The sequence below is a fragment of the Streptomyces sp. NPDC004435 genome (assembly GCF_042873895.1).
Classification (GTDB): Bacteria; Actinomycetota; Actinomycetes; order Streptomycetales; family Streptomycetaceae; genus Streptomyces.
In genome coordinates this window covers 35,617-54,774 of sequence record NZ_JBIAMB010000012.1, presented here as the reverse complement: position 1 = coordinate 54,774, position 19,158 = coordinate 35,617, and the positions used below count along the sequence as shown (strand labels likewise).

General features: G+C 72.4%; 17 protein-coding genes. 7 read left to right on the top strand and 10 right to left on the bottom strand.

The annotated features are described in order from the left end of the window. Positions 1–55 precede the first annotated feature (55 nt). The 4 genes from ACFYT9_RS22220 (at position 56) to ACFYT9_RS22205 (ending at position 6,626) form a co-directional block, all read left to right on the top strand. Positions 56–2,110 carry a hypothetical protein gene (locus ACFYT9_RS22220; RefSeq protein ID WP_387273383.1) on the top strand — a complete coding sequence of 685 codons (2,055 nt, stop codon included), beginning with the start codon at positions 56–58 and terminating at the stop codon, positions 2,108–2,110. Between the two features lie 4 nt (positions 2,111–2,114). After that, positions 2,115–3,647 (top strand): ABC transporter substrate-binding protein, encoded by a 1,533-nt coding sequence (locus tag ACFYT9_RS22215; RefSeq protein ID WP_389166406.1) that lies wholly within the window; start codon positions 2,115–2,117, stop codon positions 3,645–3,647. 227 nt (positions 3,648–3,874) lie between these two features. Further along, positions 3,875–5,050: an aromatic acid exporter family protein gene (locus ACFYT9_RS22210; protein ID WP_376596084.1), complete on the top strand. Its 1,176-nt coding sequence runs from the start codon at positions 3,875–3,877 to the stop codon at positions 5,048–5,050. 91 nt (positions 5,051–5,141) lie between these two features. Continuing rightward, positions 5,142–6,626 carry an MFS transporter gene (locus ACFYT9_RS22205; RefSeq protein ID WP_389166404.1) on the top strand — a complete coding sequence of 495 codons (1,485 nt, stop codon included), beginning with the start codon at positions 5,142–5,144 and terminating at the stop codon, positions 6,624–6,626. Here ACFYT9_RS22205 and ACFYT9_RS22200 read toward each other — a convergent pair. The 8 genes from ACFYT9_RS22200 to hemL all read right to left on the bottom strand — a co-directional run bounded on the left by ACFYT9_RS22200 (position 6,623) and on the right by hemL (position 15,003). After that, a complete protein-coding gene (locus ACFYT9_RS22200; protein ID WP_387273378.1) occupies positions 6,623–7,150 on the bottom strand; it encodes an SRPBCC domain-containing protein in 528 nt (175 codons plus the stop codon). The two genes, ACFYT9_RS22205 and ACFYT9_RS22200, sit on opposite strands and share 4 nt — an antisense overlap. 37 nt (positions 7,151–7,187) lie before the next feature. Continuing rightward, positions 7,188–8,267 (bottom strand): c-type cytochrome biogenesis protein CcsB, encoded by a 1,080-nt coding sequence (gene ccsB, locus ACFYT9_RS22195; protein WP_376596069.1) that lies wholly within the window; start codon positions 8,265–8,267, stop codon positions 7,188–7,190. Beyond that, complete coding sequence (locus ACFYT9_RS22190; protein WP_389166402.1) at positions 8,264–10,000, bottom strand: cytochrome c biogenesis protein ResB; 1,737 nt, start codon at positions 9,998–10,000, stop codon at positions 8,264–8,266. The genes ccsB and ACFYT9_RS22190 overlap by 4 nt, the downstream gene beginning before the upstream one ends. A 3-nt stretch (positions 10,001–10,003) precedes the next feature. Beyond that, on the bottom strand, positions 10,004–10,741 hold the full coding sequence (locus ACFYT9_RS22185; protein ID WP_376596067.1) for a cytochrome c biogenesis CcdA family protein: 738 nt from the start codon (positions 10,739–10,741) through the stop codon (positions 10,004–10,006). A 6-nt stretch (positions 10,742–10,747) separates the two neighbouring features. After that, the gene (locus tag ACFYT9_RS22180; protein ID WP_389166400.1) at positions 10,748–11,362 is read right to left on the bottom strand and encodes a TlpA family protein disulfide reductase; all 615 of its coding nucleotides are present in this window, start codon (positions 11,360–11,362) and stop codon (positions 10,748–10,750) included. A gap of 77 nt (positions 11,363–11,439) precedes the next feature. Further along, a complete protein-coding gene (locus tag ACFYT9_RS22175; RefSeq protein WP_387273372.1) occupies positions 11,440–12,696 on the bottom strand; it encodes a hypothetical protein in 1,257 nt (418 codons plus the stop codon). A 307-nt stretch (positions 12,697–13,003) separates the two neighbouring features. Then, positions 13,004–13,699 carry a histidine phosphatase family protein gene (locus tag ACFYT9_RS22170; RefSeq protein ID WP_376596064.1) on the bottom strand — a complete coding sequence of 232 codons (696 nt, stop codon included), beginning with the start codon at positions 13,697–13,699 and terminating at the stop codon, positions 13,004–13,006. Further along, the gene (gene hemL / locus ACFYT9_RS22165; protein WP_376596063.1) at positions 13,696–15,003 is read right to left on the bottom strand and encodes a glutamate-1-semialdehyde 2,1-aminomutase; all 1,308 of its coding nucleotides are present in this window, start codon (positions 15,001–15,003) and stop codon (positions 13,696–13,698) included. The genes ACFYT9_RS22170 and hemL overlap by 4 nt, the downstream gene beginning before the upstream one ends. 267 nt (positions 15,004–15,270) lie before the next feature. On the opposite strand from hemL, the gene ACFYT9_RS22160 reads away from it, so the two are divergent. Together ACFYT9_RS22160 and ACFYT9_RS22155 are read left to right on the top strand one after the other, a co-directional pair. After that, the gene (locus tag ACFYT9_RS22160; protein ID WP_376596062.1) at positions 15,271–15,870 is read left to right on the top strand and encodes a hypothetical protein; all 600 of its coding nucleotides are present in this window, start codon (positions 15,271–15,273) and stop codon (positions 15,868–15,870) included. A 230-nt stretch (positions 15,871–16,100) separates the two neighbouring features. After that, the gene (locus ACFYT9_RS22155) at positions 16,101–16,493 is read left to right on the top strand and encodes a MerR family transcriptional regulator (protein ID WP_389166749.1); all 393 of its coding nucleotides are present in this window, start codon (positions 16,101–16,103) and stop codon (positions 16,491–16,493) included. Between the two features lie 242 nt (positions 16,494–16,735). On the opposite strand, the gene ACFYT9_RS22150 is transcribed toward ACFYT9_RS22155, so the two are convergent. Next, the gene (locus ACFYT9_RS22150) at positions 16,736–17,509 is read right to left on the bottom strand and encodes an ABC transporter substrate-binding protein (RefSeq protein WP_389166746.1); all 774 of its coding nucleotides are present in this window, start codon (positions 17,507–17,509) and stop codon (positions 16,736–16,738) included. Positions 17,510–17,860: 351 nt separating this feature from the next. Between ACFYT9_RS22150 and ACFYT9_RS22145 the strand changes: the two genes are divergently transcribed. After that, complete coding sequence (locus tag ACFYT9_RS22145; RefSeq protein WP_387273370.1) at positions 17,861–18,103, top strand: hypothetical protein; 243 nt, start codon at positions 17,861–17,863, stop codon at positions 18,101–18,103. 309 nt (positions 18,104–18,412) lie between these two features. Here the strand turns inward: ACFYT9_RS22145 and ACFYT9_RS22140 are convergent, their stop codons facing one another. Then, on the bottom strand, positions 18,413–19,066 hold the full coding sequence (locus ACFYT9_RS22140; protein ID WP_389166398.1) for a TIGR03086 family metal-binding protein: 654 nt from the start codon (positions 19,064–19,066) through the stop codon (positions 18,413–18,415). Positions 19,067–19,158: the final 92 nt, after the last annotated feature.

The following is a 19,158-nucleotide window of genomic DNA, read 5'->3' as shown; positions in this document are numbered from 1 at the left end:
CAACATGCCGTCGATATCCTTGAGTTGACTGCGACGGGGGTGGCGGGTGCGGAGAATGCTGTACGGCCGCGAGGCGGTCCTCGATCCACGCGGACTCGCCGCGCGGCTCGTCGGGCTCGGACCGCACGGCCAGGGGCGGGTGCCCTTCGAGCACGGCGAGGACCCGCCCGTCACCGTCTTCACCGGCGGCCGCGGCATGGGAAAGACGGTGCTGCTCAAGGAGGTGCGCAACCGCTACCTCGGCTTCACCCCGCTCGCCCTGCTCGACTGCGCGGCGATCGAGGAGCCCGCCGACCACGGGGCCGGCTGGTCCCCGGTCACCGGCGCCCTCGCCGAACTCGCCGTCCAGCTCGGCAAGCGCGGCGACACCGTCAAGCCGGTGCCCTTCCCCCGGCTCTCGCTCGGACTCGTCGCCGTCACCTCGGTCGGCTGGACCCGCGAGGACGACGAGCGGGCCCGCCGCGACCTGCTGCGGCTCGGCCCGCTGCTCGCCACCGTGGACGCCGGCCGGGCGGCCGCCGCCGCCTGGGTCGGCAGGGTCCTCGCCAAGCTCGCCGGCACCGTCGCCGAGACCGGCGCCCCCTTCGCCGGGCTGGTCGCCGAGGCGACCGTCGAGACCGTCGTCGACGAGTTCTTCAACCGCTTCCGGCAGGCCCCCGACGACTGGTACGGCGGCTACCGCAACGCCGGCGGACGCGGGCGCGCCGGACTCCAGCAGCTCGCCGTCGACTTCGCCCAGGGCGGGCCGCGCCGCGAGGAGGCCGAGGCGTTCCTCGCCGTCACCCTCACCGAGGACCTGCACCGCGCCTACACCGGGCTGCTGCACCGCGGCAGCCGCGTGGGCAGACCCCTGCTGCTCCTCGACAACGCGCACGAGCCGGTCGGCCGCGCCCTCGTCGAACCGATTCTGCGCGCCCGCTCCGACGGCCGCCGCGACCACACCGTCGTCCTCGCCGCCTCCCGGCTCCACGACCACCAGGCCCTCCGCCACGCCGGCCGCGTCCGGCTGCCCGAGACGGCTCACCAGGCGCCCTGCCCGCGCACCAGCCGGGTCGGCTCCGGCCTCCTCGCCGTGGAGCTCACCCCGCTCACCCCGACCCAGACCCGCGCCGCCTTCGACCACCACGACCCGTCCGGCCGCACCCCCGCCGACCTCTCCCGCGCCGTCCACCGGCTCACCGGCGGCCGCCCCCTCGGCGTCGACCTCCTCGCCCGCGCCGCCGGCGAGGCCCCGCCCGCCGTCCGCGCCGCCCTCACCCCCGGCGGCCTCCTCGACCTCACCGTCGAGCTCCGCGAGGACAGCGCCCCCGTGCCGGTCGCCCCCGCCCTCCTCGCCGTCCTCCTCCCGGTCCCCAGACCCGGCCCGTACGCCGTCCTGGCCGCCGCCCACGACGAGGAGTCCGCCCGCCGCCTCGCCCAGGCGCGGCTGCCCGCCGAGTCCCTCGACGGCGACGTCGCCCTCCGGGTCCGCGACCGGCTCCGCGCCGAGCACTGGGCCGAGCACCCCGGCCGCTTCGTCGGCGACCCGCTGCTGCGCGCCCTGCTGCTGCACCGGCTCCGCTTCGAGGACGACGACCACCCCGCGTACTCCTCCTGGCGGGCCGTCCACGAGACGCTGCGCCGCCACTACGGACCGCAGCCCGGCCCGTACCGGCTCCACCACGACCTGGCGCTCGGCGACACCGCCGAGGCCGTCGCCCACCTCCGGCTCACCTTCCCCGGCCCCGACATCCTCGGCTGGCTCGGCGTGCTGCGGTTCGTCGGCTCCGCCCCCTACCCGCGCCGGCGGGGCCGCACCGGGCCCGACCCGCGCCGGGCCGTCGCCCTCGGCCAGGACCCGGACCGGGCGCTCCCCGACGGACTCGACCCCGACTCCGCCGAACTGCACCTCTCCCTACGGCGTCTGCTGCACGCCGTATGGCTGCTCAGCGATCCGCTCGCGCTGCCCGACGAGGAGGTCGCCGACCGGCTGGCGCACGAGCTGCGCCGGCTCTCCGGCCGCCACCTCACCGGCAGCGGTCCACTGTGGGACGCCGCCGGCCACTGGCCGCGGGACATCCGCGCCTGGCGGGAGCTGTCGCTGCCGCCGGGGCGCGAGGACGGAGTCTGACGTCATGCTCGACCGGCTGCGCCGCCGCTTCTTCTGGACACCCCGGCAGAAGCTCCTCAGTGCCCTCGTCGCCGCGATGCTCGTCCTCGGCCTCGGCGGCTGGGGCGCCTATCTGATCGTCAAGCCGGAGGACCGTTCCTGCGCGACCGGGGTCGCCCGGCCCGCGGGCAGCGGGGAATGCGTCGGCGTCAACGGGACCGGACACGACTTCCGCGTCCCCGCGCTCACCGCGATCACCGCCGCCATCGGCCGCGAGAACGCCGGCCTCAAGGCGGGCGAATACGCCACCGTCGCGCTCCTCCTGCCCCTCACCGCCGCCGACCCCGGCACCGCCGAGAAGATCCTCCGCGAACTCCAGGGCGCGTACGCCTACCAGTACCGGGCCAACCACGAGTCCAACAGCGAGACCCCCAAGATCCGGCTGGTCCTCGCCAACACCGGCAACAAGAACGCCCACTGGCGGACCGTCGTCGACCGGCTCACCACCATGACCGGCGCCCCCGACCGGCTCCGCGCCGTCTCCGGCGTCGCCACCTCCTCCGCCGAGGTACGGGACGCGGTCACCGCCCTCACCGGCGCCGGGATCGCCGTCGTCGGCACCACCATCACCGCCGACGACCTCGCCAACGGCCCCGGCCGCGACCGCTTCCCCGGCCTCGCCCGGGTCTCCCCCACCAACAGCGACGAGGCGAAGGCCCTCGCCCACTTCGGGAAGGTCGACGCCGCCCGCGCGATCCTCGTGCAGGACTCCCGTACCGGCGACCACTACATCGACACCCTGCGGTCCGCCTTCGCCGCCTCCCTCAAGGGCGCCCCCTACGAGCCGCAGCTCTACACCTCCCCGAAGGACAACACCGAGGAGGGCACCACCGCCAACACCTTCCGCCAGATCACCCACCTGATCTGCGACACCCGCGCCGAGACCGTCTTCTTCGCCGGCCGCCACACCCAGCTGCGCCAGTTCATCAACGCGCTCGGCTCCCGCGGCTGCGCCGACCGCGCCTTCACCGTCCTGACCGGCGACGAGGGCTCGTACCTCGGCGCCGACGAGAAGCTGAACCGGGCGGCCCTCGGCAAGAAGCTGACCGTCCGCTACGCGGCGCTCGCCCACCCCGACGCCTGGCGGTCCGCGCCGGGCCGGCCGGTGCCGGCCACCGGCGGCTCGACCACCGACTTCGAGACCTTCCTGCACGACATCACCCGCGCCGACCAGAAGCCGGTGCCGCTCCGCGACGGGCAGGCGATCGTCGCCTACGACGCGATGGCCACGGCCGTCCACGCGATCCGCCAGGCCACCCCGGCCGACGCCCCCTACCCCGAGCTCGCCGACGTCGGCACCCAGTGGCCGCAGGTCAAGGGCTCGCTGCGGGTGAAGGGCGCGAGCGGCTGGATCTGCCTGGACAACCACGGCAACCCGTACAACAAGGCGGTCCCCATCGTGGAGCTCGCCGCCGACGGGACCCAGCGCTTCGTCCAGACGGCCTGGCCCGAGGGCAGGCCCCCGGCCGAGACCTGCCTCCCCCCGAAGCGGGGCTGATCCCGGGGCCGCCCGGACGTATCCGCGCTTGAGTCCGCGGTCGTCCGGGCAGACGGTCGTCCTGACGGCCCCTGCGGGGCGGGCGGGACGACGGGACGAGGTGGGACGTGGCACGCGGGCGCGCGGAGCGGGACGTGGCACGCGACGGGGCGGCGCGGGACGCGGCGCGCGGGCGCGAGGGGCGGGACGCGGCGGCGCGGGACCGGAAGGACGGGCGCCTCGCGCGCCTGCGCCGCGACCCCTTCGCCGTGCAGACCGTACGGTCCACCGCGGCGGCCACCCTCAGCTACGTCGTCGCCCTCCGCCTCAGCAGCGAACCGGTCCCCCTCACCGCGCCCCTCACCGCCCTCCTCGTCGTCCAGGTCACGCTCTACTCCACCCTCACCACCAGCCTCCGGCGGGTGAACGCCGTCGTCGTCGGCGTCCTCATCGCCATCGCGTTCAGCGCCGTCGTCGGCCTGTCCTGGTGGAGCCTCGCGCTGGTGATCCTGGCCTCGCTGCTCGTCGGACGGGTCGTCCGGGTCGAGGAGTTCGTCCCCGAGGTCGCCATCAGCGCCATGCTCGTCCTCGGCGTCACCCAGGTCTCCGACACCGCCTGGGACCGCGTCCTCGAAACCCTCATCGGCGCCGTCGTCGGCATGCTCTTCAACCTGTTCCTCGCCCCGCCCGTCTGGGTCGACACCGCCGGCGACTCCATCGAGGACCTCGCCCGGCGGATGCGCCTGCTCCTCCTCGACGTGGCGGACGAGTTCACCGGCGCCCCGCCCGTCGAGCGGGCCGCCGCCCGGCTCCACGAGGCCCGCCGCCTCGACAACGACGTCGCCGACGTCGACGGGGCCCTGCGCACCGCCGAGGACAGCCTGCGGCTCAACCCCCGGGTCAAGGAGGGCCTCCTCCACCGGGTGGTGCTCCGCACCGGCCTGGACACCCTGGAGATCTGCGCCGTGGTCCTCCGGGTCCTCGCCCGCACCCTCACCGACCTGGCGAAACACCGCGACGGGGACGAGCTCCTGCCCGACCGTGCCGCCCTCGCCGTACGGGAGACCGCCCAGTACACCGCCGACGCCCTCGTCAGCTTCGCCGTCCTCGTCACGTCCCCGGGCAGCGAGGACGCCGAGGCGGCGGAGACCCGGCTCGCGGGCGAACTGCGGGCGGCCCGCGCCTGCCGGGACGACGCCGCCGACCGGCTCCTCGCCCTCGCCCTCGCCGAACCCGGCCGCTGGCAGCTGTACGGGGCGCTGCTCGCCGAGGTCGACCGGATCCTCGACGAACTCGACCCGGAGCACCGGGGCCGCCGGCTGATGGAGGAGCTGGACCGGCAGGTCCGTGAACGCCGCGACCGCCGCGACCGGCTCACCCTCCGCGACCGCTGGAGACCCCGCAGGGCCCGCGCCGGGGGGTGAACGGACACCGAGGGGGGCGCAGAGGCACACCGCTCCGGGGGGAACGCACAGACGCGCCGGAGGGATCCGCGCCACCGACGAGAGGAGAACCATGAGCGCGCAGTCGTCTTCCGCGAGCCGCGGGACGGGAACGGTCACCACCGCCGTACCGGCCCGGCTCGACCGCCTTCCCTGGTCCCGATGGCACTGGATGATCGTCATCGGCCTGGGCACCGTCTGGATCCTCGACGGCCTCGAGGTCACCATCGTCGGCAACGTCGCCGGCCGGCTGGCCGAAGAGGGCAGCGGCCTCGACATCACCGCCGCCCAGGTCACCGGCGTGGCCGCCGCGCTCTACGTGGCGGGGGCCTGTTCGGGCGCGCTGTTCTTCGGGTGGCTGACCGACAGATACGGCCGCAAGAAGCTCTTCATGATCACCCTGGCCGTGTACCTCGGCGCCACGGCGATGACGGCGCTGTCCTTCGAGTCCTGGTGGTTCTTCCTCTTCCGCTTCCTGACCGGCTTCGGCATCGGCGGTGAGTACGCGGCCATCAACTCCGCGATCGACGAGCTGATCCCGTCCCTCTACCGGGGGCGCGTCGACCTCATCATCAACGGCAGCTACTGGCTGGGCGCCATCGGCGGCGCACTGCTGTCCGTCGTCATGCTGGACACCGACATCTTCCCGCAGAACCTCGGCTGGCGGCTCAGCTTCGCCCTCGGCGTCGTCCTGGGCCTGGTCATCCTGCTGGTGCGCCGGCACGTCCCGGAGAGCCCACGCTGGCAGTTCATCCACGGCCACGGCGAGGAGGCCGAGAAGCTGGTCTCCTCGGTCGAGCGGGAGATCGAGGCGGAGAAGGGGACGAAGCTGCCGCCGCCGGCCGGCGAGATCACCATCCACCAGCGCCTGAGCATCGGCTTCGGCACGATCGCGAAGACCGTCTTCGGCCGGTACCCGCGCCGCGCGGTTCTCGGCCTGTCGCTCTTCATCGGCCAGGCGTTCCTCTACAACGCGATCACCTTCGGCTTCGGCACCATCCTGATCACCTTCTTCGACGTGCCGACCGGCAGCACCGGCTACTACTTCGCGGTGATCGCGGCGGGCAACTTCCTGGGGCCGCTGCTGCTCGGCAAGCTCTTCGACACCGTCGGCCGCCGGATCATGATCTCGGGCACGTACCTGCTCTCGGGCCTGCTGCTCTTCGGGACGGCGTGGCTCTTCGACCGGGGCTCGCTGTCGGCGACGACCCTGACGGCCTGTTGGTGCGTGGTGCTGTTCTTCGCCTCGGCCGGGGCGTCCAGCGCCTATCTGACCGTGTCCGAGATCTTCCCCATGGAGACCCGCGCCATGGCCATCGCCTTCTTCTACGCGCTGGGCACGGCGGCGGGCGGCATCAGCGGCCCGCTGATCTTCGCCGAGCTGACCGAGTCCGGCGTGGTCGGCGACACGGTGCTCGCCTTCCAGATCGGGGCCGGACTGATGTGCGCGGCGGGCCTGGTGGCGGCCTTCCTCGCGGTGAACGCGGAGCGCCGCTCGCTGGAGGACATCGCCGAACCGCTGTCGGTGGTCCGGGGGGAATCGTCAGACGGGCCCTAGGGCACCCATTTCGGCCAGGGCGCCGCGTCCCGCTCGTACAGCTCCCGGAGCTCGTTCCAGCGCCCTGTCGTCCACTGCCGCCAGTCGGTCGGGCGGCCGTCCAGCGCGTCCCGCAGCCGTTCGAAGTGGTCGTGCCAGCCGGCCAGGCAGTCGAGCAGCAGCTCCCGGTCGCCGCGCATCTCGTTGGTGAAACGGAGCACGGTCGACGCCCCGTCCCCGGCCGGCTCCAGGTGGAACCGGATCCGTCCGTGCGGGGCGCCGACCGTGTACTCGGCCACGTGGTCCGGGTCCCAGGCGGTGACCCGTCCCGAGAGCTCGGTCTCGCCGTTCAGCCAGCGGAGCGTGACCTCTCCGCCGAGCCGCGGCTCCAGCGGGTCCGCCGCGCACAGCCAGGACGGCAGCCCCTCGGGGGAGGCGACCATGGCCCACACCACGGCCTGCGGGTGCGGCAGCCCGACCTCGTACCGCAGCAGGTGCGTGTCGCCGTCGTGGGTCTCGCTCCTGCCCCGGGGTATCTCGCTCATACCTCCAGCGTGGCCCCCCGAAGGGGGCCGTGCCAGCTCAGACGCCCGCGTAGGAGTGCTTGCTGTTGACGAAGATGTTCACGCCGTAATAGTTGAAGAGGAAGCAGCCGAAGGCGATGAGCGCGATGTACGCGGCCTTGCGGCCCTTCCAGCCGGCCGTGGCCCGGGCGTGCAGGTAGGCGGCGTAGCCGACCCACGTGATGAAGGACCAGACCTCCTTGGCGTCCCAGCCCCAGTAGCGGCCCCAGGCGTCGCCGGCCCAGATGGCGCCCGCGATGATCGTGAAGGTCCACAGCGGGAAGACGGCGGCGTTGACGCGGTAGGAGAACTTGTCGAGGGAGGCCGCGGAGGGCAGCCGCTCCAGGACGGAGCGGGCGAAGGCCCCGGGCTGTCCGCCGTTCGCCAGCTTGGTCTCGTACGAGTCGCGGAAGAGGTAGAGCAGGGTGGCGACGGCTCCGAGGTAGAAGACGGCCCCGCAGAAGATCGCGGTGGAGACGTGGATCCACAGCCAGTACGAGTCGAGCGCCGGGACGAGCTGGTCGCTCTCGGTGTACAGCCAGGTGGTGGCGAGGCCCAGGTCGAGCAGGACCGTCGTCACCAGCGGCAGGCCGATCCAGCGGACGTTCTTCTTGGCGAGCAGGAACGCCAGGTACACGCCGACCGCCACCGTGGAGAAGGTGGTGGAGAACTCGTACATGTTGCCCCAGGGGGCGCGCTGCACGGAGATCGCGCGGGTGGTCACGCCGGCCGCCTCCAGGGCGAAGGCGAGGACGGTGAGCGAGACGGCGATCCGGCCGTACAGGTCGCCCTTGACGGTGCCGCCGGCGGCACCGGGGCCGTCGGGGACGTCACGGGCGCCGGAGGCGGAGCGGGTGACGACCTTGGGCCGGTCCAGGACGGTGGTGCCACCGGCCTGCTTGACCTGGACGGTCACCTTCGCGGGCTCGGCGGCGGTCCCGGTCAGCGCGGCGGCGGTGCGCCCGACCTTGCTGCGGCTGCCGAAGACCCACTCGGCGATGTGGGCCAGGAAGGCCAGTGTGTACACGGCCATCGAGGCGTAGACGAGCTCGTTGCTGAGCGTCGCCAGGCCCTCGTTGGTCTCGGCGGCGAGGATCACTTCTCGACCCCTTCTGATGCTTCTGCTTCGGCTTCGGCGGGTTCGGGCGCCGGGGGCGCCGTGGCGGTGAGCGCGACCGCGAGATCGGCGAGCTCCTCTGGCAGCTTGGCGGACTCGCTGCGGCCGAGGCCCGCCATCTCGACGACGGTCACGCCGTCCTCACCGCGGACGGCGCGGACCCAGATCCGGCGCCGCTGGATGAAGAGCGAGCCGGTGAGTCCGGCGATCGCGGCGAGCGCTCCGGCGAGGGCGAGGCCGTTGCCCGGCTGCTGCGAGATCTGGAAGCTCGCCCATTCCTTGATCTCCTTCTCGAAGGTGATCGAGCCGGCGCCGTCGGGCAGCGTCATGGTCTGGCCGGGCGTCAGCCGCTGGGCGACGCCGGTGCCTCCCTCGACCTTGAACTGCTCCATCTTGGTGGTGTCGAGCTGGTACACGTTCTGCGGCAGGCCGGCGTCGACGCCCAGGCTGCCGTGGTAGCCGGTGAGGGCCATCACGGGCTCGACGAGGGCCGGGAACTGGGAGAACATCGTGCCTTCGCCGGCGCCGGCGAAGGTGGGCACGAAGAAGGCCTTGAAACCGAGCTGCTTCTTCTCCCCCTCCTTGTCCCGGTAGCCGTCCATCACCTTGATCGCGCCGGTGGAGGTGATGTTGTTGTCGATGGGCAGCAGCGGGACGGCGCCCTTGAAGACGACCTTGCCGCCGCGGTCCCTGACGGTGACGACGGGCGCGTAGCCGTGGGCGATCAGGTAGACCTTGGAGTCGCCGACCTTCAGCGGCTCGTTGACCCGGACGATCGCCTTCCGGTCCTTGCCGTCGGACTGGACGTAGGTGACGGCCGCCTCGAAGGTACGGGGGGTGCCCAGCTGCGGGCCGCTCGTCTCGTACGTGCCGGTGAAGCTGTCCAAGGTGAAGCTGAACGGTTCCAGCTCGTCGATGCCGAACTGGGAGCCGGACCTGAAGTCGTCGTACTGGGTGAGCGTGTTGGAGAAGCCGTCGCCCTCGACGATCAGCTTGCCGCCCTCGGACTTGAAGAGCTGGCCCCAGGCGAAGGCGACGAGCATCACGATGAGCGCGATGTGGAAGAGCAGGTTGCCGGCCTCGCGGAGGTAGCCCTTCTCTGCGGCGACGGCGTCGTCCGCGGCGCGGGCGCGGAAGCGGCGGCCCTTGAGGACGGTGAGTGCGGCCTCGCGGACCTGCTCGGGGTCGGCCTCGGTGCGCCAGGTCGTGTACGCGGGCAGGCGGGTGAGCCGCTTGGGGGCGCCCGGCGGCAGGCCGCGGAGCTGGCCGACGAACTGCCAGGTGCGCGGGACGATGCAGCCGATGAGGGAGACGAAGAGCAGGATGTAGATCGCGGAGAACCACACCGAGCTGTAGACGTCGAAGAGCTGGAGCTTCTCGTAGAGCGGGGTGAGGGTCTCGTGCGCCGCCTTGAAGTCGGCGACCTTCATCTCGTCCGCGTCCGACTGCGGGATGAGGGAGCCGGGGACGGCGCCCACGGAGAGCAGGAAGAGCAGGATCAGCGCCACCCGCATGGAGGTGAGCTGGCGCCAGAACCAGCGGATCCAGCCGACGATCCCGAGGGTGGGGCCGCCGACGCTCCCGGTGCCGGACTCCTCCTGGGGCGCGGTGGACAGGGCCGCGCCCGCGGCCTCGTCGCCGGTCGCGTGATCGGCGTCGGCCGTGTGATCGGCGTCGGTCGTTTCCGTGTTGCCCATCGATTCCGTCTTGCTCATCGATCAGATTCCCACCGTGAAGTCGCTGGACCAGCTCTGCATCGTGGAGACCATGCTGTCCCAGACGCCTGTGAGGAGGAGGACACCGGTGACGATCATCATGGCGCCACCGATCCGCATGACCCACACGTAGTGCTTCTTGACCCAGCCGAACGCGCCGAGGGCCTTGCGGAAGGCGATGGCGGCGAGGACGAAGGGGACGCCGAGGCCGAGGCAGTACGCGAGGGCGAGGAGGGCTCCGCGTCCGGCGCTGGCCTGGTCGAGGGCGAGCGCGTTGACCGAGCCGAGCGTCGGGCCGATGCAGGGGGTCCAGCCGATGCCGAAGAGCGCGCCGAGGACGGGCGCGCCGAGGAGGCCGGTGACGGGCTTCCGGTGGAAGCGGAACTCGCGCTGGGTGAACCAGGGCATCAGACCGGCGAAGAAGAGCCCCATGAGGATCATGAAGACGCCGAGGACGGTGCTCAGCGTGGAGCTGTACTCCTGGAGCGTGGAGCCGAAGTAGCCGAAGAGGGCGCCGCCGGAGACGAAGACGGCGGTGAAGCCGGCGACGAAGAGGACCGCTCCCGCGGTCATCCGGCCGCGGCGCTGGTCGGCGAGGTCGGTGCCGGAGACGCCGGTGACGTAGCTGAGGTAGCCGGGGACGAGCGGGAGCACGCAGGGCGAGAAGAAGGAGACCAGGCCGGCCAGGAGGGCGATGGGGACGGCGAGCAGGAGGGCTCCGCTGGTGACGGTCTCGTTCACCGGCCCTCACTTCTCCTTGAGCAGCGGGTCGATCATGGACCGCAGCTTGGTGTCGTCGATGGCCATGACCGCGCGGGCGGCGATCTTGCCCTCCTTGTCGAGGATGACGGTGGAGGGGATGCCCTGGGGGCTGAGGGTGCCCTTGGGGAAGCCGAAGAGGATCAGCTTGCCGTCCCGGTCGTAGATGCTCGGGTACGGCACCTTGTAGTCGGCCTCGAAGGTGAGCGCCTGCTGCTTGTTGGCGTCGCGGGTGTTGAGGCCGACGAAGGCCACGTCCTCGCCCTTGAGCTCGTTCGCCACCTTGGTGAAGTGGGGGGCCTCGGCGCGGCATGGGCCGCACCAGGATCCCCAGACGTTGAGGACGACGACCTTGCCCTTGAGGTCGGCGACGTCGAGCTTCTCGCCCTCCAGCGTCTCGCCGGCGATCTGGTTGATGTCGGCGCGGTCGCCCTTGGGGACGGTGGAGATGCCGCCCTTGCTGGTGACGAAGTTGGTGTCGTTGCCGCCGGTGGTGCCGTTGTCCTCGCCGCCGCAGGCGGAGAGCGCGAGGGCGGCGGACAGCACGCCGACGGCGGCGAGGGCACGTCGGGGGGCACGGCGGAGGCCACGGCTAAGGCTCATGTGAAAAGTTTCGCATGGGCGTTTGGGGGATCTTGGGCGCCCCCCTACGTGCCCGGAACGCCCCTTGTCAAGATCGCCTAAACGGCTTTGAGATAGGTGCGCCAGCCGCCGGCCGGCTTCTGGCCGACGTCGAGGCCGCGGAGACGGTCGAGGATACGCGGGTCCTGGACGTCCATCCAGTCCGTGAACTGGCGGAACGACACCAGCCGGACGTCCTTCTTCCCGGCCATCGCCTTGAGCGCGTCCTCGACGGCGTCCATGTAGATGCCGCCGTTCCACTGCTCGAAGTGGTTGCCGACGAAGAAGGGCGCGCGGTTCGAGTCGTACGCGCGCGTGAAGCCGCCGATCAGCGCGTCGGTGGCCTGCTTGCGCCAGCCGGGATAGCGGGAGGGCATGCCCTTGGTCGAGTTCTTCGACTGGTTGGCGAGCATGTTGTAGTCCATGGAGAGGACTTCGAAGGAGTGCCCGGGGAAGGGCACGGCCTGGAGCGGGAAGTCCCAGACGCCCTTGCGCTTGACGGGCCAGGTCTGGCGGCCGCCGGGCGAGCTGGCATCGTAGCGCCAGCCGAGGCGCTTGGCGGTGGGCAGCAGGTTGTCCTGGCCGAGGAGGCAGGGGGTGCGGCCGCCGACGAGCTCCTTGGAGTAGTCGAAGGGCAGCGGGTCGAGGTCGGTCCAGCCGCTGTTCGTCTTCCACTCGGTGACGAACTTCACCGCCTGGTCGATCTCGCTCTGCCACTGTGCCGGGGTCCAGTTGCCGACGGAGCCGGAGCCGCCGCAGAAGTGCCCGTTGAAGTGGGTGCCGATCTCGTGCCCGTCGAGCCATGCCTGACGGACGTACTTGAGGGTGTCCTTGATGTGGTCGTCGGTGAGGTAGCCGATGTCGGAGGCGCCGACGCGGTTGTTCGGCGGGCGGTAGAGGTTCTTCTTCGACTCGGGCAGCAGGTAGATGCCGGAGAGGAAGAAGGTCATGGCCGCGTCGTGGTTGCGGGCCAGTTCGAGGAAGCGGGGGAAGAGGCCGTTGCCGACCTCGCCGGCGCCGTCCCAGGAGAAGACCACGAACTGCGGCGGGGTCTGGCCCGGTTCGAGCGGGACGGGGGCGTCGGGCTGGTGCGGCTGCTTGCCGGTGTCCGCGGTGGAACCGTCCCCGATGAGGCGGACGTCGTCCTTGGTCGGGGCGGGCGTGGTGGACGGTCCGCCGGTGGATGGCGCGCCGCCCTTGTCCGGGCCGGAACCGCCCGTACCGCCCTGACCCTTGTCGCTGCACCCGGCGATCCCCAGGGCCGCCGCGGCCCCGACTCCCGCCCCGAGAAGGCTCCTTCGACTGAACCCGCGCATGGCATCCCCATTCACGCTGTGACGCACGAAACATCATCTAAACCGACAATGAGTGAGATGCGGGGAGGAACGCGGAGGTTCCGGCAAATCGCACAAAAATTTCAACATGGCTGAAGAGTGACCACTCTTCAGCCATGTTGACGATGTCGCTCTGACGATGCCCCGTCAAGCCTGACGGGCCCGGCCCCGGGGAACGGGAGCGCGCGGGATCCGGGGGTGGGGCGGGATCCGGGGCGGGGGCGGACCCGCGCCCGGGATCCGGGGGTGGGGCGGGATCCGAGGGCGGACCCGCGCCCGGGATCCGGGGCTACGCCCCGAAGGCCTTCTGCTTGCCCTTCACCGGCTTGGCGCCGGCCCGCAGGTGCACCGGCACGAGGTCGATCGCCGGCTCGCTGTACCCGACCGAGACGATCTTGTCGCCCTTGTACGTGAACGAGGTGAGCGAGGCGAGCGTGCACTGCCGGCGCCGCGGGTCGTGCCACAGCCGGCGCCGCTCGACGAACGACCGCACGATCCAGATCGGCAGCTGGTGGCTGACCAGCACCGCCTCGTGACCGCGCGCCGCGTCCTTCGCCGCGTCCAGCGCGCCCATCATCCGCACGACCTGCTCGATGTACGGCTCGCCCCAGGACGGCTGGAACGGGTTGGTGAGGTGCCTCCAGTTCGCCGGCCGGCGCAGCGCGCCGTCGCCGACGCCGAAGGTCTTGCCCTCGAACACGTTCGCCGCCTCGATCAGCCGCGCGTCGGTGGCCAGGTCCAGGCCGTGCGACTTGGCGACCGGCAGGGCCGTCTCCTGCGCCCGCTCCAGCGGGGAGGCGACGACGTACGTCACGTCCCGCTCGGCCAGCGACTCCGCCACCCGGTCCGCCATCTTCCGGCCCAGCTCGGAGAGGTGGTAGCCGGCCCGGCGCCCGTACAGCACACCGTCCGGGTTGTGCACCTCTCCGTGGCGCACCAGGTGGACGACGGTGATGTCCTGGTCGCTCTTCACGTGCTCGCTCATGCGCCGGCCTCCGCGGCGGCACGCGCGGCGGCCGGCAGCGCGGCGGCGACGCGCTCGATCGCGCGCTCGTCGTGCGCGGCCGAGACGAACCACGACTCGAAGGCCGACGGCGGCAGGTAGACGCCGTCCGCGAGCATCGAGTGGAAGAAGGCGTTGAAGCGGAAGGCCTCCTGCTTCTTCGCGTCGTCGTAGTTCCGGACCTCGTCGGCGGTGAAGAAGACCGAGAACATGTTGGACGCGGTCTGCAGCCGGTGCGCCACGCCCTCCTTGCGGAGCGCGTCGGTCACCAGGCCCTGGATCTCCTTCGAGACCGCGTTCACCTTCTCGTACGCGGCGTCGTCGAGCAGCCGCAGCTGCGCGAGCCCGGCGGCGGTGGCGATCGGGTTACCGGAGAGCGTGCCGGCCTGGTAGACCGGGCCGGCCGGGGCGAGGTGGCCCATGACGTCGGCACGGCCGCCGAAGGCCGCGGCCGGGAAGCCGCCGCCCATGACCTTGCCGAAGGTCATCAGGTCGGGCTTCACACCGTCCACGCCGTACCAGCCGGCGCGGCTCGTCCGAAAACCGGTCATGACCTCGTCGGAGATGTACAGCGCGCCGTTCTCCCGGCACAGGTCCGCGAGCCCCTGGTTGAAGCCGGGCAGCGGCGGGACGACGCCCATGTTGCCGGGCGACGCCTCGGTGATCACACAGGCGATCTCGCCCGGGTGCGCGGCGAACGCCGCCCGCACGGCCTCCAGGTCGTTGTACGGCAGCACGATGGTGTCGCCGGCCTGCGCGCCGGTCACACCGGGCGTGTCGGGCAGACCGAGGGTGGCGACGCCGGAGCCGGCGGCGGCGAGCAGCGCGTCCACGTGCCCGTGGTAGCAGCCGGCGAACTTGACGACCTTCGCGCGACCGGTGAACCCGCGGGCGAGCCGGATCGCCGACATCGTCGCCTCGGTGCCCGAGGAGACGAGCCGGACCTGCTCGACCGGCTCGATCCGGGCCACGATCTCCTCGGCGAGCGCCACCTCGCCCTCACCGGGCGTGCCGAAGGAGGTACCGCGGGCCACCGCGTCCTGCACGGCGGCGGTCACCTCGGGGTGGGCGTGGCCGAGAATCATCGGCCCCCAGGAGCAGACGAGGTCGACATACTCGCGACCGTCCGCATCCGTGAGGTACGGACCGGTGCCGGACACCATGAACCGGGGCGTACCGCCCACGGCCCGGAAGGCCCGCACCGGTGAGTTCACGCCGCCGGGCGTCACAAGGGAAGCGCGGTCGAAAAGCGTCTGTGAGACTGGGGCTTCGTATGAATACGACACAGTGATCCTGACCTGCGAGTACGACGTCTGGTACGGAGGGACGGTGTGGGCACCCTGTGCATCACGCCGGGGCGGCCTGCCTCCGCGTCTGCGAAACTGTGGCGGCAGGGACCTCATGGGGTTGGCTCACGCGTTCCATGGTGTCAGAGGCCGCGGCGATTCTTGCGGACAGGTGTTTCACCGCAGGAACGCGGGGGAGGTCACTGACACGATGATCGGGTTGCGCGGCGGGGTCGTGTTGCCGAGAAACAGCAGTCGGGTGGAGATATGCATCGCGGTGGCGGGCCGGGCGAGGGGACGGACGACCTGGGTCCGGAGCCTGTCCGGCGGGGGAGGCACCGGCGGCGGCGGGCCGAGGACCCGACCTCGCCGGACAATCGCGCGTCCCCCGAGCAGCAGCCGGCGGATCCGCCCCTCGGAGGCCGCAGCTTGGCGGTGACGTACAAGTACTTCGGCGCGCCCGACGGCGCCACGGCGGCCCGCGTCCCGATCTCGATGCGCCCGGAGGAGCTCGGCGGCGACGAGCTGGGCATGGGCGGCATGTTCTCCAAGATCAAGCCCGAGACGATAGCCGCGATGGTCCTCACCGGCATCCAGGGGCTGCCGCTGAACAAGGTCCCCCCGCTGGAACTGGTCGTCTTGCACCCCGACTACGCCGTGGTGAAGCTCCCCACGACCGTCGTCGACCCACTGCGCGCGATCGGCGAGGAGTCGGTCGGCGCCGCCGCCTTCATCTGGTCCACCGTCCCCGACCGCGGCGGCCCGCGCGACGCCTTCGACGTCTACCAGCTGCTCCACGAGTGGCAGGACTTCTCCGTCCGCCTCCACGAGGCCGGGCACCAGCCGTACTGCCTGGTCTGGCCCTGACGGCTGCCTCTCTCCGCGTTTCCGACCGTCATAGCGCCTGAAATTAGGACGAATCGGATCTAATGCATGGAGGTTGGTTCACAGAGGCACCGCACGAGGAGGACGCTGTCGTGAGCGGAGTGACCGGAGTCGCCGGAACGAGCGGAGTGACCGGATTCGCCGGCCCGGCTGGAGGAGTGCGGGCGTCCGCGGCCCGCAGGCCCGGGGTCCGCGCCGCGACCGGCGAGCCCATGCAGATCGCCGAGGTCGCCGCCCGCACCGAACTCCCCCTGCGCACCATCCGCCAGTACGAGGACTGCGGACTCGTCGTCCCCTCGGCAGCCTCGGAGGGCGGCTTCCCGCTCTACACGGAGGCCGACGTGGCCCGGCTGATGGTGATCCGCCGCATGCAGCCGCTCGGCTTCGGCCTGGCCGAGACCCGCGAGCTCCTCACCTCGGTCGACCGCCTCGCCGCCGACCTCCCCGGCACGGACGGCGAACTCGAACCGGCCGACCGCGACGCCCTCGTCACCCGCGTCCGCCGCTACGAGGACGCCGCCGCCGCCCGCGTCGCCGACCTCCGCGCCCAACTGGCCCGAGCCGAGGAGTTCGCCACCTCCCTCCGCTCCTGCCTCACCACCTGACCCACCACCCCCACCCGGGCTGCCGCCTGTACCTGTACCGGGCACCCACGGGCCTTCTCGGGGCGGAGCAAGCCCATGCGACCGAACCCTGCGGCGTGCGGTGTGGGGCGGGCAGTGTGGGGCGTCCGGCTGAGCCCCGCCGCACGATGGAGCCCAGCAGTCAGCGTGGGTCCGGGCCGTGCAGGAGGGCCCAGCCGCGTGTGGTCGGCCGCACGGGAGGGCCCGGCCTCACGGGAGGGCCGTCAGACGGTGAGGGCCTCGGCCAGGGCCCGGAAGAAGCGGGCGTAGGCCGCGGGGCTGGGCGGGATCTCCGGGTTCCACGGCACCACCCGCGCGCCGGCCGGCAGACGCTCCGGCCCCTCGGGCCGCATCGCGTGGGCGCGGCTGTCGTAGAGGACCAGCGCGGGGGCGAGTTCGAGGGCCCGCTCCCACCCCACGGTCAGCCAGTTCGCCCCGGGCCCCGGTCCCGGGTCGAGCAGCCGGACGCCGAGCCCGGCGAGCCGCGCCAGCTCCGGCCAGGCCCCCGGACGCGCGAGGTACACCTGCTCGGCATCACCCCCGGAGAGCGCCAGCACCCCGAACCCGGCCCCGGCCGCCGCTGCGGCCGCCCGCACCGCCGCCTCCGCCTCCACCAGTCCCCCGCCGCCAGGCCCGGCGTCCGCGGCACCGAGCGCCGCCCCGAGCTCCCCGAAGCGGCCGATGATCGCCGACAGGCTCAGGTCGTTGCCGACGGACAGCGCCGCCAGCGGCATTCCCACCCGGTCGGCGAGCCCCTCGTCCAGGGCGTACGGGCTCTTCCCGTCGTACGTGACGTCCACCACCAGCTCCGGGCGCAGCTCCCGCAGCCGCTCCTCGTCCAGCGCCCGCCCGGGCCCCAGGTACGGCACCCCGGCCGCCGCCAGCCCGCCGTCCTTCGCCGGGTCCGCCTCGACCCCGTCGTGCCCCGAGCCGTACACCGCGACCGGTGTCACCCCCATGTCGAGCAGGGCGGCCCCGGCCCGCACATAGGCCACCACCCGCGCCGGCCTCTCCGGCGCCCCCACCTCCACCCCTCTGTCGTCCACGAAACCCCATCCGCGCGCACCCGTTCCGGACATGTGGCTGCTCCCTCCCCGGCCGGACATATGCCTCCGCCGCCACCTTCGAACGGTTCCCCTCCCGGCACAAGAGGGCCTGCCCGACCTCCCCGCCCGCACCTCGCCGTCCGGGACTTTGGTCCCGTACCCCCCTGCCGAAAGTCCCCCAGGGTGGTGTTAACTGAGCAGGTCGGGAGGAAGCAGTAGGAATCACCTGTTCCGCCGTGCCCGCACGCCGCCTGCCGGTGCGTGCGCCGCGCGCGCGGGCCCTTTCGCCCTGGAGTGAACGTCATGTCCGTGCCCGGCCAGTTCTCCGACCCTCGTGTCCTCACCCTCTTCGCCGTGCTCGCGGTCGCGACGGGCGTGTGGCTGGTGACGGGTCTGCGCGCCCGCGCCCGCCGGAACCGCGCGCTGACGCCGATGGACCGCGTCTGGCACCCGCAGGAGTCGGTGCCGCTGACCCCGGCCGAGGAGCTCGCCTTCGGCCAGGTCGTCTCCCGCCTCTCCCTGACCTCCACCGGCCGCCTGCGCTGACGCCCGGCCGGCCCCCACCACCTCCCGCCCGCACGGGACGGCCTCAGCCCGCCCAGCCGCCCCGGAAACACCTTCGCCCACCCCGCCGGGCCAGACACACTCCGCCCCCGCCGGCCAAGGGGCCCGTAGCCTGTTCCGCCCGCCCGGGAGAGCCTTCGCCCTCTCCGGCCAAGGCCCCACAGCCCGTCTCACCCGCTCGGAAGGCTTCGCGCCCGTCTCCCGCCAGAGGAATCCGTAGCGTGTCCCGCCCCGCCAGAGACCCCCGGGCCGCCCGGTGAGTCCTCCCCCGCCCCGCCGCCCGGGGAGACGTCAGGCCGTCGGGCCGACGCGGGGGTCGCGGCCCGTCGTCGCGAGCAGCCGCTCGAAGGTGCTCGCGCCGGGCGGGAGCTCGACGGCGTCACCGAACACGTTCATCTTCCGGGCCATCGGCGCCATCCCCTCCACCTCGTCCACCAACCCGGCCACCACCTCCGGGGCAGGCTCGAACTCCCTCCCGGTCGCCCTCGCCAGGTCCCACGCGTGCACGGTGAGGTCGAGCAGCACCATCGACCCGACCGTCCTGGCCGGCAGCCCCATCGCCCCCGAGGTCCCCTCCTCCGCACCCGGCGCCGCCCACGCCTCCACCAGCTTCCCGGTCTCCGCCGCGAAGCGCTCCCGCCACTCCGGCTCCGCGAGCCGGTCCGGGGTCGCGGAGAAGTCGGCCGCCTCCTTGGCCGCGAGCGCCTGGAAGTTGACCACCACCGCGAACAGATGGTTCAGCAGGGCGCGGACGTCGTACTCGGCGCAGGGCGTAGGCGCGCCGAGCGAGGCGTCGTCCGTGCCCGCGACCAGGGGGACGGCCCGGTCGGACGCGGCGCGGAGCAGAACGCCGAGGGAGGCATCTCTCTTCTCGAAGGCAAGGTGCGACTCGTCGGTGCGAGCGGTCGTGTCGTCGGAGCCCGGGTGATTGTCGTCGTACGTCATGGCCCCGACGCTATGAGAACTCCCCGGCCTGGTCTTGAAGAAACGCGCCACGAACCCCGGCCCGGCCCGGATCTCCGGCCCCTAGGGACAGC

What these genes read in the sequence shown, in the direction of transcription:
- ACFYT9_RS22220 (WP_387273383.1), top strand. Translation starts at nt 56, where the DNA reads ATGCTGTACGGCCGCGAGGCGGTCCTCGATCCACGCGGACTCGCCGCG.
- ACFYT9_RS22215 (WP_389166406.1), top strand. Translation starts at nt 2,115, where the DNA reads ATGCTCGACCGGCTGCGCCGCCGCTTCTTCTGGACACCCCGGCAGAAG.
- ACFYT9_RS22205 (WP_389166404.1), top strand. Translation starts at nt 5,142, where the DNA reads ATGAGCGCGCAGTCGTCTTCCGCGAGCCGCGGGACGGGAACGGTCACC.
- ACFYT9_RS22200 (WP_387273378.1), bottom strand. Translation starts at nt 7,150, where the DNA reads ATGAGCGAGATACCCCGGGGCAGGAGCGAGACCCACGACGGCGACACG.
- ACFYT9_RS22190 (WP_389166402.1), bottom strand. Translation starts at nt 10,000, where the DNA reads ATGAGCAAGACGGAATCGATGGGCAACACGGAAACGACCGACGCCGAT.
- ACFYT9_RS22180 (WP_389166400.1), bottom strand. Translation starts at nt 11,362, where the DNA reads ATGAGCCTTAGCCGTGGCCTCCGCCGTGCCCCCCGACGTGCCCTCGCC.
- ACFYT9_RS22175 (WP_387273372.1), bottom strand. Translation starts at nt 12,696, where the DNA reads ATGCGCGGGTTCAGTCGAAGGAGCCTTCTCGGGGCGGGAGTCGGGGCC.
- ACFYT9_RS22170 (WP_376596064.1), bottom strand. Translation starts at nt 13,699, where the DNA reads ATGAGCGAGCACGTGAAGAGCGACCAGGACATCACCGTCGTCCACCTG.
- ACFYT9_RS22160 (WP_376596062.1), top strand. Translation starts at nt 15,271, where the DNA reads ATGCATCGCGGTGGCGGGCCGGGCGAGGGGACGGACGACCTGGGTCCG.
- ACFYT9_RS22155 (WP_389166749.1), top strand. Translation starts at nt 16,101, where the DNA reads ATGCAGATCGCCGAGGTCGCCGCCCGCACCGAACTCCCCCTGCGCACC.
- ACFYT9_RS22145 (WP_387273370.1), top strand. Translation starts at nt 17,861, where the DNA reads ATGTCCGTGCCCGGCCAGTTCTCCGACCCTCGTGTCCTCACCCTCTTC.
- ACFYT9_RS22140 (WP_389166398.1), bottom strand. Translation starts at nt 19,066, where the DNA reads ATGACGTACGACGACAATCACCCGGGCTCCGACGACACGACCGCTCGC.